This is a genomic window from Stieleria mannarensis (assembly GCF_014154935.1).
Lineage (GTDB): Bacteria > Planctomycetota > Planctomycetia > Pirellulales > Pirellulaceae > Stieleria > Stieleria mannarensis.
Genome location: NZ_JACEHH010000024.1, coordinates 108,670 through 123,681, shown reverse-complemented (window position 1 = coordinate 123,681; position 15,012 = coordinate 108,670). Strand labels below are relative to the sequence as shown.

Below are 15,012 nucleotides of genomic sequence, written 5' to 3'. Positions count from 1 at the left end.
GGTTTTCCATGCTCGCGTCGAGCGTCGCGACGTCAAAGTCGCTGCGGATCGGTTACTGATCGCGCCCGCGTCGCAGGGACAGCGGCAGGGCGGCGTCGTCGCCGTTGATGTCCAAGTGCACGTCGCGCTGGGGGAACGGAATCGTGATCCCGGCCTTTTCGAGCGCCTCGGCGATGTCCCGATTGATCTGATGGGTGACTTCGATTCGGTTGTCCAGCTTTTCGAGATAGAAACGCACGGCGAAATTCAGGGCACTGTCGCCGAAGGTGTCGAAATTGATCAGCGGTGCGGGATCGGTCAGCACCTGCGGATGAGATCGCACGACTTGATACAGCAATTCGCGAACTTGATCGGGGTCGCTGCCATAGGCCACGCCGATGTTGATCGTCAGCCGGTTGATCACGTTGGTGAGTGACCAGTTGAGCAGTTTTTCGGTGATCAAGTCCTTGTTGGGAATCACCAATTCTTTGCGATCCCAGTTGGTCACCGTCGTGGCGCGCATCTGAATCCGCGAGACGATGCCGGTGGTGTCGCCGATGGTGACAACATCGCCGACACGCACCGGGCGTTCGAGCAGCAGGATGATTCCGGAGACGAAATTGGCGACGATTTCTTGCAACCCGAATCCCAGACCGACCGAGGCGGCGGCCAACAGCCAACCGAGTTGGTTGTAGGGAACACTCAGCAGGTTCATGACAATGATACATCCGGCGATGATGATCACGTATCGCAACAGTGTCGAGATCGCGTAGCGGGCCCCGGAATCGAGTCCCGTCCTGCCGCGGACCAGCAGTTCAAAGACGCGTGGGACGACGCCGGTCGCGTAAACCATCAACGCGATGCACAGCAGACTGTAGATCACATCCAACAGGCTGACCGACTCGATGTCCTCTCCGGTCCCAACGGTTCCCAGCGAAATGTCGTCGAAGTAGGCCAATGCGGGAACGAGGTCCTGCCAGATGAATCCGAATCCGATCAGGGCCAGGATCGAGGCAAACACCACGGCCGTTTGCCGTCCCTGTTCGTCCAACTTCTCCAGATCGCCGGCATTCTCTTCTTCGAGCACGATGCCGACCTGCTCGGCGATCGCTTGCCCTTCGCTGCCCTGCAATTCTTTCAGCTTTCGCTCGCGTTGCTCCATCGCCCGGCGGCGAGCCAGATCACGTCGCCGCAGCATCAACCAACGTGAGAGCAGCCCATGACCGAGAACAATCACCACCAACAGCAGGAACGTCGACTGCAACGAATGCCCCAACTGGAACGTCGTTTCCAGGTACCCGGCCAATGCCATGAATGCGAACAGGATCGGAGCCAACACGGCGATGGCCCAGATCAGTTTCCGTATTCGATAGATCAGCGAACTGGGGCTATCCAATACCAGTTGCCGGTACAACGGGCTGTTTTGACGCAGCATCAGATGATGGAAAGCGGCCGTCACCAGAAACAGTGCCGTCGACATGATCCGGATCGCAAAGATTCGCACCTCGGCATCCGGGTGTTCATAGAAGACCCCCATCGCCAGGACGATGATCCCGCCCACCAAGGTGTACCAACGCAAGTGCCGACGGAGATGCCGACGCAGGTTTTCGGTCCATCCGAAATGGCACTCGGCGACTCCCTTGTCACGGCAAACCTTCGAAAGCAGTTCGCGCGACGAAACGTACAGCGCGGCCATCGCCAACGCGTTTCCCAACCCGCGCACAAACGGATCGGCCGGCGAGGTTTCGACCAGCAGAAACGCGAAGGTTCCCAAACAAGCCGGCCAAACCATCGCGGCGACAAAGGTGGCCACCATGGCACGGACCGTCGACAGGAACCCGACGTTGACCTTGGTCGCCTCCTCGCCCTCCCGCTTGACCGCGGCCCGCGCCCGCCCCCGCCCCAGCAGGACGACGAAGGCCAGCGAGATCATGGCCAGCGATGCGAGCGGCTGGAGCGTGACGGTTAAGATCATTTGATGAACGGCGTTGGCCCACGACGTCGGCATACTGACCCACTGAACCAACTCCGGCGCAACCGCCAATTCGTCGACCGAGAGGGTCGGGGCGTCTTTGGTCCAAAATAGGTTGGCATCGATGGCCGCGGTGAATTCATCGATCAACAAAACCAATTCGCGACGTTGCGTGTCGCTGGTCAGCATCGACTGCAAGACGGCATTCTGTGATTGAAGCGTGTCTTCGAGCAGTTTGCGGCGTTTGCGTTTGAGCACCCACTCCGCCTGGTCTTGTCCGAGATCGCCCCACGCGATCTCGGTGCTGTCCCAATCGACTTGCACCGATTCGCGTTGGTCGAGCCATTGGTTGATGTCCGCCAGTTCGTCTTCCATCTTGAAGGTGCTGAGCTGGTACTCTTCGACCTTTTTGTTCAGATCGTCGCGGGGGCGGAACTTGTTTCGCAGTGCTTTTGCTTCTTCCCTCTGCTGACGAAGGATCACACCCAAGGCGTCGGTCAATCCGATCGCATCGATTCTCTCCTTGGACGATTTGGCATCCGCTTTGACTTCATCCACTGCGGATTGCACGCCCGCCAAGTTCTGCTGGGTCGTCGCCGCCTGTTCGATGAGCTGCTTTTGCAACTCGGCGAGTTCGACATTGCGTTCGGCCAACGTTCGTAAACTCTTCGGGACCGAAGCGACGTTTTGCTTGAGATCATCCGCCGTCTCCTGCACCTGCTGCTTTTGCATCGCCAAAACCGCTTCCTGCAGCAACTCGGTTTGGCGGCGCAGTCGTGCAACGTTCGCCTCGGCCAGTTTCCGCTCCAACGGCAACAAATCCACGGTCGCGGTGTAGGCCGCCTGTTCGTTCTCGAGTGCCTCGATGCGCGCGGCCAATTCTTCGCCGCGCGCCGCCAGCAACGTCTTGCGCGTCTGGGACTCGATCGCCGATTCGTTGACCGGGGCGGGCTGAGCCTGTTGGGCGGCGACGTCGGCACGCTCTTTTTCGGCACTGGTCAGCAAGCCCGGGATTTCGCCCAGCCTGGTTCGCCGCCGCGCCGACTCGGCGGTCAGATCCGTCACCTGTTTGGAAGCGGCCGCCAATTCAGCTTTCAGCGTGGCCAAGCTCTGGGTCGCGTCGGCCAGCGTCAGGTCTTCGGCGATCGCGGGTTCCTTTCCCGCCTGAGCGTCCAATTGAGCTTGAATCTCCGCCTGGCGGGCCGCCACGCTGCCGATCATCTGCGAGTATTGATTCGCCAACTCCTCGTAGGTCTGCCCCTGCTGCAGCGTCGTTTTGGCTTGCTGCAACAGCGCGACCAGCCGCGTCTTGGTCGCCGCATCCAGATCCGATTTCAATTCCAACGCCGCCAGTTCCGCATCGATCGAATCGACCGTGGGGCCGTTGGCCCCGACGATCGGGACAGCGGGCGAAACAGCGGGCGAAACAGCCGGCGGCGTCTCCTGGGCGTGCCCGGTCAAGCAAGCCAGCGACACCGCGAGGACGACAAAGCATTGCAAGCAAAGCAGGCGAACGGCGGACAGCGGAAATGGCATATCGGTCAACGGAACGTTATCGCTTGAAACTTGAAACTTGGAACTTGAAACGCATGATAGCGAGACAGGCGAGAATTCGAAGTGTGCCATTGAACGGACGATGACTTTTGAAGTTTCACGTCGAAATCGACTTGCCGCATTCTGCCTCCCTGACGTAGTGTCGAATTGGCGGATCGGACCGGCCGCCGCACCCCTACGGAGTCACGTTTCAGGCAGGAGGCCTGCTTTGTTCAATCAGTCGATCAACCCTCGGATCGTTGCCGCCTTGATCCTCGCCTGGGGGCTGACCACACCGCCAGGTGTGTTCGGAATCGAGGGCGACATGGTCGGCCAGGCGGCGGCCGAACCGGCACCACAGCCCGCCGCGCTGACGGTCGACCAGATCAACCAACGGCTGCAGGCGGCGGACCAGGATGCGTCACTCGCGCCCGAGGCCCGCACCGCCGTGTCGGAATTGTACCGAGCGGCGCTGGCGGATCTAAAGGCCGCCGCAGAGCTGAACCGACAGCGTGAAGAGTTGGCGGCCGAAGCGGAATCGGCCGGCACCCGGGCCGAACGTCTTCGCGGCAAACTGGAGGAATTAAAAACCAAACAGCCGGTCATCGACCCCCAATTGAAGCTGGTCGAATTGGAACAACAGTTGGCACAGCTGGAGTTACAGCTGGCGACACAGAAACAAAATCGCTTGGCAGCCGAATCCGAATCCCAGACGCGTTCTCAGCGTCGCAAGGAGATTCGATCGCAACTGGTGGCGTTGCAACAAAAGCTGGAAGAGGGCCGGCAAAACCGCGTCCCCGACAGCTCCGGCGAAACCACGGCGTTGACCACCGCCCGACAGGTGCGCGGCGAGACCAGTCAACGTTTGCTCGAAGCCGAAGGCCCGACGCTGGAAGCGGAACTGGCCAAATACGACGCCGAAGAAGCGCTGGGCATGGTCCAGCTGCGATCCGACCTGGCGGCCAAGCAGGTGATGTTCACCGAAAAGAGCCTGGAGGCGTTGGGGCAGCGGATCAAACAGGCTCGGGAGATCGCCGCGGCCGAATCGGTCCGCAAAGCCAAGCTGGAAGCGATCGCCGCGGCCCCCTCGTTGCGAGCGTTTGCCGAGCAGAACCAAGCCTTGGCCGAAAGCGCCAAACGGGTCGCCGATTCGCTGGCGACGGCCGAGCAGGAATTGAAGGCGGCGACCGAGGCCCACGAGAAGCTCGCCAAGCAATTCAAGACGACCAAAAACAAAGTCGACCTGGTGGGGCTGACCAGTTCGGTGGGTGCGCTGCTTCGAAAACAACGGTCCACCCTGCCCGACGTCAGGCAGCGCAAGATCGACGTCGCCGACCGCCAAACGTTGATCAACGATGCCCAATACGAGTTGTTCGAATACGACGATCAGCGGCAAGCGATCGCGGACACCGAAGCCTGCATCGCGGAGATGATCCAGCAGTCGACCAACGGTCGCGATACCGCAGTGCTGCGGTCGGCCGCCCAAGAACTGCTGGCGCGAAAGCAAGAGTATCTCGATGCGTTGATCCGCACCAGCAACCAGTATTTCGACGCGCTGGTGGAATTGGACTTTGAAGACCGCCAGATCATCGCGTTGACCGCCGAATACGAAAACTACATCGACGAGCGGGTGTTGTGGATCCGCAGCGCACGCTTTTTGAGCGACGATTTTTCGGTCGAAACGACCGACAAGCGACTGCTGGATGCCGAAGCCTGGGTGGGACTGGGCGCGCACCTGATCCGGGATGCCCGCAACCGTTTCCCCGTGTACCTGTTGGCCGCCGCCGCGTGCGGGCTGTTGATGCTGCGGCGTAAACGCATGCGGGACCGGATCAAGGATGCCGGTGCGGTGGCGATGAAGGCCAATTGCCAAACGATGGTTCCGACCCTGTTGACGCTGACGTTGTCGATCATTGTTTCCGCGACCGGCCCGCTGCTGTTCGCCTTTTTCGCCTGGCGGCTGAGTGTCTCTCACGCCGATGACCTGTTCCTCAAAGGCGTTTCGCGCGGCATGACCTCGGTGGCCGTGATCTGGCTGGCCCTGGAATGTTTGCGTCAGATTTGCCGACCGCAAGGGTTGGCGGAAAACCATTTCCGCTGGAACCGCAGCGTGACGACGACGGTGCGACGTGAACTGCGCCAACTGCTGGCGATCGCATTGCCGATCGTCTTCGTCACGGGCATGCTTTCGGTGACCGATGCGTCCCACGGCCGCAATTCGGTCGAGCGGGTGGCGTACATCGCGGGTATGATCGTGCTGGCGGTGTCCTTGTACCGTGTGCTCAGCCCCGCCGGCATGCTGCGTGACTACCTGGCGACGCACACGTCCGAATGGGCCAGCCGGCTGCGATACGTCTGGTGCATCGCGGCGGCGAGCGTGCCGCTGACGCTGGGGTTGCTGGCGACGCTGGGCTATTACTACACGGCCGAAGTCCTGTTCTGGCGCGTCTTTGCCACCGCCCTGTTCGTCTCCAGCCTGCTTGTGCTGCGATCGATGTTGTTGCGGATGTTGCTGCTGCGTCGACGATCGCTCAGCATCGCCCAATCGCGGCAGCGGGCCGCAGCGGCTGCCGCAGCGGCGGGCACGGCCGGCAGCGAAGATGACGGCCGGCAATCGGTTGCGGGCATCGTCACGTCGACTCCCGAAAACGACATCACCGCACAAAGTCTGCAATCCAAACGACTGGTCAATTCTGCATTGGTCGCCGGGTCGGTGATCGGCCTGTGGTGCATTTGGGTGCAAGTGTTGCCGGCGCTGGGGATGTTGGACAAATACGAATTGTGGGGCGGATCAACGACAGCAACGGTCGCCGCGGCCTCAGCGGCCGAAACGACCGCGGCGGCCGGCATGGTTCCCGGTGTCGATGCCTCGGCCGACGCTGCCGGATCGACCGCACCGACGGGCCAGCGCTCCGATGTCGTCACCGCCTCGGACCTGGCATTGGCGCTGTTGATTGCGTTCGTCACCTTCGTGTTGGCCAAGAACGGGCCGGGGTTGTTGGAGATCTCGGTGCTGCAACAATTACCGGTCGATGCATCGGTCCGTTACGCCATCACGACGTTGGTCAGTTATGCGATCGTGCTGGCCGGAACGATCGCCACGTGTTCGACGATCGGATTGCAGTGGTCGCAGATCCAGTGGTTGGCGACGGCGTTGACCTTCGGCTTGGCGTTCGGGTTGCAGGAGATGTTTGCGAACTTCGTGGCCGGGCTGATCATCTTGCTCGAGCGCCCGATCCGCGTCGGCGATGTGGTGACGGTCGATGACGTGACCGGCGTGGTTTCCAGGATCCGCATCCGGGCCACGTCGATCACCAACTGGGACCGCAAGGAATACGTGGTCCCGAACAAGGAATTCATCACCGGACGATTGCTCAATTGGACCCTGTCGGACAAGATCAATCGGATCGTGATCAATGTCGGTCTGGCCTATGGCAGTGATACCGAACAGGCACGTGAGATCCTGCTGAAAGCGGCCAACGATCACCCGCTGATTCTGGACGATCCGCCATCGGTGGCCACGTTCGAAGGGTTCGGCGACAACGCGCTGAACCTGTCGCTGCGAACGTATCTGCCGACGCTGGACAATCGGCTGGAGGTGATTCACCAACTGCACACGGAAATCGACCAGGCATTCCGTCAGGCGGGAATCGAGGTCGCATTCCCCCAACGCGACCTGCACATCCGCTCGATGCCGGCGGCCGTCGCGTTGGGGCTCGATGGCGAGCGACCGCAGTCCCAATCGATCAGCGAAGCGGCCTAGAGTGTCGCGGCAGCTTGGTTTTCACTTGGGATCGACAGTCGCCGTCCTCTCCGAGGTCGGCGCGGGACAAGGGTTTGCTGTTTCGCGCTCGCCGAGTTCGGAGAACACGGCGACTTTTTGCGCTCGCCGAGTTCGGAGAACACGGCGACGTTTCGAAGGCATCGTCAACGACGCGAAATGAGTCGCGGTAGTCGACTGGTGCACTGTTGCCATTGTTGAATCCTTGATTGCTGTTTCGTCCCGGGCCATCGCCCCGTGCTGTCTCGGGGTTTTCCGACCCGCTATAGTGGAAGGGCTCCTCCACTCCGTTTTCGGCTTCGAGTCTGTTCCGATGGTGATCGTCGCAACCGCAATCAGTGACAAGGGACTGAAACGCGATGGGAACGAGGATCAGTATCTGATCGACGAGAGTTTGGGGCTGTACGTCGTCTGTGACGGGATGGGAGGACACGCCGCCGGTGAAGTCGCCGCCGAGCGGGCGATCGAATTCGCATCGGAGCATCTGGCCAAGAACCGCGACCTGATCCAATCGGCCGGCGAGTCGCCCGATGGGGTGTTCCGAGTGCTGAAGGTGGTCGAGGAGGCCGTCCAGCAAGCCAGCCAGGGACTCAATCAGCTCGCCCGATCGACGCCCGATTTTGCCGGGATGGGTACCACACTGACCCTGTTGGTCGTGGTCGAAAACAAGGGCGTCATGGCCCACGTGGGCGATTCGCGGCTGTACCTGTTGCGTCAAGCCGAAGTCCACCAACTGAGCAGCGACCACACGTTGGCCAACGAACTGTTTCTTTCCGGCGACCTGACGCGGGACGAAGCCAACGACAGCCGGTACCGCCACGTACTGACCCGCAGCATCGGTCCTCACGAATACGTGGACGTCGACACGCTGCTGTTCGATCTGATCCCCGGCGATCGGCTGCTGCTGTGCTCCGACGGACTGAGCAACTATTTCGGCAGCAGTTCCTGTGTCGCCAAGATGATGTCTAAACCGGACATCATCCAACAACCCGATACGCTGGTCGATTTTGCCAAGCAATCCGGCGGGGCCGACAACATCACCGCGATCGTCGTCGAAGTCCAGGGCGACGCGACAGACCATCCGGCCGCGGACGTTCAAAAGAAGATCGATTGCCTGAAACGTATCTTCTTGTGCGAAAAACTGTCCGTCCGTCGGTTGATGCATCTGGTTGCGATCACCAAGATCATTCAGTGTGCGGCCGGCAAGGAATTGGTTGCGATGGAATCCGGCCTGCCGGGCATGTACATCGTGCTGGACGGTCGCTTTCGTGTGATCGACGAGGATGTGATCGAAGGCGAGCTTGCCCCCGGCGACTGTTTCGGCGAAGCGTCGCTGTTGACGGAAATTGGATCCACCGCATCGCTGGTCGCCATCGAACCGTCTCGCGTGTTGCTGGTCGGTCGACGGGAATTTGGCAAGCTGACCCGCCGCCTGCCTCGGCTGGGCAACGTGGTGCTGCGAAACCTCGCCCGGCGGCTCGCACGCCGAATCGGCGAGCTGCAAACCCGTCCGATCAACCTGGATGACACGGGGCCACTGTGATGTTGAAACTCCAACGTTTGGGTTTGATTCCACTGTTGCTCCTGTGCGGGCTTGGTTGCAACGCCCTCGGTGCGGCTGAACCGACCCTTGGTGCAAGCATCGAAGACAAGAATCACCCTCCCGTGTACGGGAGGGTCGAGCGTAGCGAGGGGAGGGCGACTGCGAGTCGTGGGCCAACCACTTTCGGACCCACTGCGGTGTCCAGGTCAGACCGCCGGCCCCCTCATCCCCAGCCCTTCTCCCCCGCAGAGCCGGGGGAGAGGGGAGCCCGAATGTATGGCGTCAAGAACGAAGTGCTCGCATTCTTTTCAGGAGGTTCGTTTCTCAGCCTGCTGCAAGTGCTCGCCGAACCGGACGCCGAACCGGACGCCACACAAGACACAGCGGCACCACCGATCATCGTCGGCACCAAGCACAGTCCGCCGTTTGCGATCAAGAACGACGACGGGACGTGGAGCGGGATCAGTATCGAGCTGTGGAAGAACCTTTGCAGTGAACTGGATCTGCAATACGAATTCCGCGAGTTGTCGCTGGAGCAAATTTTGAAAGGTTTGCAACGTGGCGACCTGGACGCCGGGGTGGCGGCGATCAGCGTGACGGCCGAGCGCCACCGGCAGATGGAGTTCTGTCATCCACACTACGCGACGGGCTTGGGGATCGCCGTTTCGCGGCACCATCGGGCCAGTGTGTTGGCGTCGATCCGTGAAGTTTTCAGTTTTCGCTTGATCCTGTTCGTCATCATCATGGCTTGCGTGGTCGCGTTTTGCGGTTGGCTGTTTTGGACGTTTGAACGCGATCGCAACGAAACGCTGTTCGGCCAGGGACGGCGAAAAGGCGTTTCGACGGGCATGTGGTGGTCGATCATCGTGCTGTTGGGGCACAAGGGCATCGCGCCGGTCAGCATTTGGGGCCGAGTGTTGGCGACGATCGCGATGCTGGCCAGCATCGCGGTGATCAGTCTGATCACCGGAGTCGTCGCGTCGGCGTTGACGGTTCGGCAATTGGACATCGGCATCGCACACCCGAGTGACCTGCGACACGTCACCGTCGTCACGGTCTCGGGCAGCACCAGCGCCGATTACTTGCGCAGTCGGCGGATCGCGTTTCGGGTGTATGCCACGCCGGAGGAAGCCTTGCGGGCGGTCGATGACGGCAAAGCCGACGCCGTGGTGTATGACCGCGCGCTGATGAACTACCTGGCGTTGTTGGAGTTCAACGATCGCATTGAAGTGCTGCCGGTTTCGTTCAACTCGCAAGAATACGCGATCGCGTTGAAACCCGACAGCGAGTTGAGACGGCCGCTGAACGAGGAATTGTTGCGATACCGTGCGACGGATGCCTGGAGCGACCTGTTGTACCGGTACTTGGGAGAGACGCAATGATCGGCCGACCAATCGCGGCGCTGCTCGCGGTCATGTTGGGGTGTCAGATCTCGATGCCGGTGGCGCGTTCCCAGCCGGCCGATCCGCCGGCGACGATCGAAATCCCCGATACGCTGACGGTGGCCAGTCGCAGCGTCCCGCCGTTTGCCATGGAACAGGCCGACGGTCGTTGGCAGGGCATCAGCATCGACCTGATTGAAAAGATCAAAACGGACTTGGAAGTGGAATCGGGGCATCAGATTCAACTTCGCTACCAGTCGCTCTCGCTGGACGAGATGCTCGACGCGGTGGAATCCGGCCGGGTGGACATCGCGGTGGCGGCCATCACCGTCAATGCCGAACGTGAGAAACGGATGGATTTCACCCACGCGTTCTTCACCTCCGGACTGGGAATCGCACTCGGCCGCACGCAGCGGAGACCGGCGTGGCCGGGGATCCTGCAGGCGGTGCTTTCGCCCACCTTCCTGCGGATTCTGGCGGGATTGCTGCTGGCGATGCTGATCAGCGCGATCGCGGTTTATTTTTTCGAACGCAAACACCGCGGCGGCGACTTCCAGTACGGCGTCGTGCGGGGGATCGGTGCGGGGTTGTGGTGGGCGGCGGTGACGCTGACCACGGTGGGCTACGGTGACAAGGTTCCCCGGACGTTGCCGGGCCGGCTGATCGGATTGATTTGGATGTTCGCCGGTCTGTTCATCATCGCCAGCTTCACCGCGGCGGTCACGTCGGTGTTGACGGTCGACCAACTGCGTTCGCGGGTCGCCGGGCCGGCCGACCTGCCGCGTGTCAAAGTCGCCACGGTCGCGGGGTCCACCTCGGCGGACTACTTGCGTTCCCATCACATCCGTTTCCGGTCCTACCAGAGCGTCGAAGCGGCACTCGAGAATCTGGACCAAGGACGCATCGACGCGGTGGTCTACGACGCGCCGATCCTTCGACACCTGGTCTTCCAAGCCGAGGCGAGCAATCTGTTCGTGCTGCCGGTCACGTTCGAGCGTCAAAGTTACGCCTTTGCCCTTCCCAGCGACAGTCCATTGCGTGAACCGATCAATCGCAGTCTACTCCACCAGACATCCTTGACCGACTGGGAAGACACCGTGCAAGGCTACCTGGGTAGCGACCAGTAGTGCGACGATGGTCTGGTTCGTGGTCATCGACATTCAATACCAGGAAGGGGTTCATGAGTCCCGGCATCTTCAAGAAACGATACACCCGCGTCGGCGCCCGTCCCGGCACCCTGGTGATTTCCAAGCAATCGCCGCGGCCGGTGGTCCGAGGCATTTTCTACAATCCCCAGGGCGTTGACGACCAGCTGATCGAAGACCTGGATCGATTGCCCGAGTTTCTAAAACCTGAGACGGTCGGATGGATCGACGTGCAAGGCTTCGGCGATCGGTCCGTGATGAACAAGATCGGATCGATCTTTTCGCTGCACCCGTTGCTGTTGGAAGATGTCGTCAACGTCCCCCAACGACCCAAGACGGAACTGTATGACGACCAACTGTTGATCGTCGTTCGAATGGTGCGTCTGAAAGACCCCGAGGAACAGTCACGCTATCGCGTCGACATGGAACAAGTCAGCATCGTGCTGGCGGACAACTACGTGATCACGTTTCAAGAACGCTACGGAGACATCCTGGACCCGGTGCGGAAACGGATCAAGAGCGGCAAGGGGATCATTCGCGGGCGTGGGGCCGATTACCTGGCCTACGCGATCGCCGACACGATCGTGGACGGGTACTATCCGGTACTCGAAGGGGTCGGCGACGATTTGGAGGCGATGGAGGACGAAGTGATTCGTAACCCCTCGCCGGCGGTTTTGGCCGAGCTGAACACCCTGAAAAACCAGCTGATCAATCTCCGCCGCGCCGTCTGGCCGCAACGCGAGGCGGTCAACTCGCTCGTCCGAGGGGATTATGCGCTGATCGGCGAAGACGTGCGTCTGTACCTGAGAGACACCCATGACCACTGTATCCAGACGTCGGAGGTCGCCGAAATGTATCGCGAGATGGCGACGGGATTGATGAACACCTATCTGTCGTCGGTCGCCAACCGAACCAACGACGTGATGAAGGTGCTGACCATCATGGCCAGCTTGTTCATTCCGTTGACGTTCATGGCCGGCATCTACGGCATGAACTTCGAACACATGCCGGAACTGCATTATCGCTATTCCTACCCGATGCTGTGGCTGGTGATGACCCTCACCTGCGTCGGCATGCTGTTCTTCTTCTGGAGAAAAGGCTGGATCGGCCGGGGCTGATGTGGAATCACCTCGATGTACGATGGCCCTTCCGGGCTGTCACGGTCGTTTAGGCGACCGGCTTATCCCCAGTCTCGGGACGAGGTGAAGATTTTGACAGGCTGGAAGCCTATCCCACTGTCGAGCCCCTGATCTTCTTCCTCCCCCCGGCACAACGCGACTTGCCAGCACACGAATCCGCGTCAGACTGACAGCCCCCTCGACCGATTGACTAGAAAGGCTGGAACCGTGAAGACACCCAACGAACCGGACACCATCGATGCGCACGGCGAATTCGATTCGCAAGACGGCGAGACGCTTGTTTCCGATCGCCCCTGGGAAGAACTGACGCGTCTGGCCGAACAGGGCGATCCGGAGAGTCTGGAAGAGTTTCTGTCGGAGCTGACGACGACCGATCAGGCACTCGCCCTGAGCCGGTTGGACGAAACCCACCGCGTCCAGGTCCTGGAGAAACTCGACGCGGAAGACGCCGCAGATTTGATCGCGGCATTGCCGGAAGTCCAGGCGGCCGATGCGATCGCGTCGCTGGAACCGGACACCGCAGCGGCGATCGTCCAGGAGTTGCCCAGCGACGAACAGGCCGACGTGCTGGGCGATTTGAGTGACCAGCAGGCGGCGGCCATTTTAAACGTGCTGCCGGTCGTTGAAGCCGACGCCGCCCGCCAGCTGGCGTCCTACGAGGATGACGTCGCCGGCGGGATGATGGTCCTGGAAATGCTCCGCTTCACTCCCGACATGACGGTCGCCGATGTGATCGCAGAGCTGAACAAGAACGCCGACATCTACAGCGATTTTGATGTCCGTTACGCCTACGTGTGCGACCACGACGGCGCGCTGGTCGGCGTGCTGCCGATGCAAAACCTGCTGTTCGTCCGCCGCGGGTCCAAATTGTCCGAGCTGATGATCACCGATCCGATCTCGGTGCTCGACACGACGCCGCTGGATGACCTGATCGAATTGTTCGATGCCCATCACTTCCTGGGCGTCCCAGTGGTCGACGGCGGTGGGCGGTTGCTGGGAATCCTGCACCGCGAAGCGGTCAATTACGAAGAAACACGTGCGGCCGAAAGCGACTACCTGAAAAGCCAGGGGATCGTCGGTGGCGAAGAACTGCGTTCGATGCCGCTGTGGTTACGTGCCCGCCGTCGGTTGAGTTGGTTGAGTATCAACATCTTGCTAAACATCGGTGCCGCCGCGGTGATCGCTTACTTTCAAGAAACCCTGCAAGCGGTGATCGCGTTGGCTGTGTTCCTGCCGATCATCAGCGACATGAGCGGCTGTAGCGGCAACCAGGCGGTCGCGGTCAGCATGCGTGAACTTTCACTCGGGCTGGTGCGGCCCGCGGAAGTCTTCCGTGTCTGGTGGAAAGAGGTCTCGGTGGGATTGATCAACGGCGCGGTGCTGGGACTGCTGGTCGCGATTTGCGCGGTGATTTTTGACGGCAATGGCTACTTGGGACTGGTCGTCGGCGTTGCCTTGTTCGCCAACACGCTGGTCGCCGTTTCGATCGGCGGTGTGGTCCCGCTGGTGCTCAAGCGATTCGGGTTTGACCCCGCTGTCGCGAGTGGTCCGTTGCTAACCACGGTGACAGACATGTGCGGTTTTTTCTTTGTCCTGGGCCTAGCCACACTGCTGCTCTCGCGCCTGGTGGCCTGAACTGTCGCGTAAGCCTCCGGCTTGCGGTTCCCCCCCCAAGAAAATACCGCATGGCAAGCAGGATGCTTACCCAACGCGAAGGGCGTTCGCAACACGATGCTCAGGCCGCTCCGCCACGCCGAGTTGCTGGGTCGACTCGGTCGCTATGAGATTGAAAGTGTGATCGGCCAGGGCGGCATGGGGATTGTGCTGAAACCGATGCGCCCCACGAAGGCGATGCGAAAGATGTATCCTGAACGCTCTGAAGGCGGCTTCGCCGCAAATTTCATCTCTCACTATCCATTGACTTCACAAAACGGGAAATCATTTCATGTTCACTCAGTTCGCTGCGTTGCGTTAGCAGAGTATTCATCAAAGTGAGCGGAAAACGGGGCAGTTCCGTGCTCGTTCCACAGACTTCGTAGGCGTCTCCGCTGAGTCGATACACAATGACCTTTTCTCCATCGAAACACCAGACTTCTCCGACTCCGAGTCCAGCGAAGACGCGCATCTTCAGACTCGAACTGCGGCTGATGTCTACTTCGATCACGAGATCCGGTGGCGGATGAACTTCCAGGTCGACGTGGCTGATCCCGTGTATGGCTGACGCGTGAGAAATATAGTAACTCTCATCTGCCTCAAACCCTCTTTGTTTACGTTCGCGTTTGAAGGTTGTTGATTTCGCACTGTGAATTTCGATCTGGTGATGAAACGTGAACATTTCGATCATGCGTCCGATCAGACGGCCAACGTTTTCGTGCAAGTAAGAAGGTGACATGATTTCCAGTTCTCCTTGATCGTACGTCAGCCGGCCACGCGGATTGTCCGCACTCTCGCACAGGTCCACGTATGTCTGCCACGAAACGTTGCCAAGCGTCACACGCTGTTCAGCATCTTCGAGATGAGAAGCGATCGTCATCGGGA

The 15,012-nt window shown here is 60.4% G+C and carries 8 protein-coding genes; 6 read left to right on the top strand and 2 right to left on the bottom strand.

All coding sequences use genetic code 11. From position 1 onward, the window contains the following. Window positions 1-52 precede the first annotated feature (52 nt). Window positions 53-3,487 (bottom strand): mechanosensitive ion channel domain-containing protein, encoded by a 3,435-nt coding sequence (locus H1B37_RS17345; protein WP_286177853.1) that lies wholly within the window; start codon window positions 3,485-3,487, stop codon window positions 53-55. Between the two features lie 226 nt (window positions 3,488-3,713). Between H1B37_RS17345 and H1B37_RS17340 the strand changes: the two genes are divergently transcribed. From H1B37_RS17340 to mgtE, 6 genes are all read left to right on the top strand, one after another. Beyond that, on the top strand, window positions 3,714-7,247 hold the full coding sequence (locus tag H1B37_RS17340) for a mechanosensitive ion channel domain-containing protein (protein WP_182867914.1): 3,534 nt from the start codon (window positions 3,714-3,716) through the stop codon (window positions 7,245-7,247). A gap of 331 nt (window positions 7,248-7,578) precedes the next feature. Next, window positions 7,579-8,808 carry a protein phosphatase 2C domain-containing protein gene (locus H1B37_RS17335; RefSeq protein WP_182867913.1) on the top strand — a complete coding sequence of 410 codons (1,230 nt, stop codon included), beginning with the start codon at window positions 7,579-7,581 and terminating at the stop codon, window positions 8,806-8,808. Window positions 8,809-9,080: 272 nt separating this feature from the next. Then, on the top strand, window positions 9,081-10,190 hold the full coding sequence (locus H1B37_RS17330) for a transporter substrate-binding domain-containing protein (RefSeq protein ID WP_182867912.1): 1,110 nt from the start codon (window positions 9,081-9,083) through the stop codon (window positions 10,188-10,190). Next, window positions 10,187-11,317: a transporter substrate-binding domain-containing protein gene (locus H1B37_RS17325; RefSeq protein WP_182867911.1), complete on the top strand. Its 1,131-nt coding sequence runs from the start codon at window positions 10,187-10,189 to the stop codon at window positions 11,315-11,317. The genes H1B37_RS17330 and H1B37_RS17325 overlap by 4 nt, the downstream gene beginning before the upstream one ends. A gap of 53 nt (window positions 11,318-11,370) precedes the next feature. Continuing rightward, window positions 11,371-12,453 carry a magnesium/cobalt transporter CorA gene (gene corA, locus H1B37_RS17320; protein WP_220498249.1) on the top strand — a complete coding sequence of 361 codons (1,083 nt, stop codon included), beginning with the start codon at window positions 11,371-11,373 and terminating at the stop codon, window positions 12,451-12,453. A gap of 228 nt (window positions 12,454-12,681) precedes the next feature. Continuing rightward, complete coding sequence (gene mgtE / locus H1B37_RS17315; RefSeq protein WP_436298379.1) at window positions 12,682-14,109, top strand: magnesium transporter; 1,428 nt, start codon at window positions 12,682-12,684, stop codon at window positions 14,107-14,109. A gap of 265 nt (window positions 14,110-14,374) precedes the next feature. On the opposite strand, the gene H1B37_RS17310 is transcribed toward mgtE, so the two are convergent. Beyond that, window positions 14,375-15,007, bottom strand: a complete 633-nt coding sequence (locus H1B37_RS17310; RefSeq protein WP_182867910.1) for a Uma2 family endonuclease — start codon at window positions 15,005-15,007, stop codon at window positions 14,375-14,377. Window positions 15,008-15,012 lie beyond the last annotated feature (5 nt).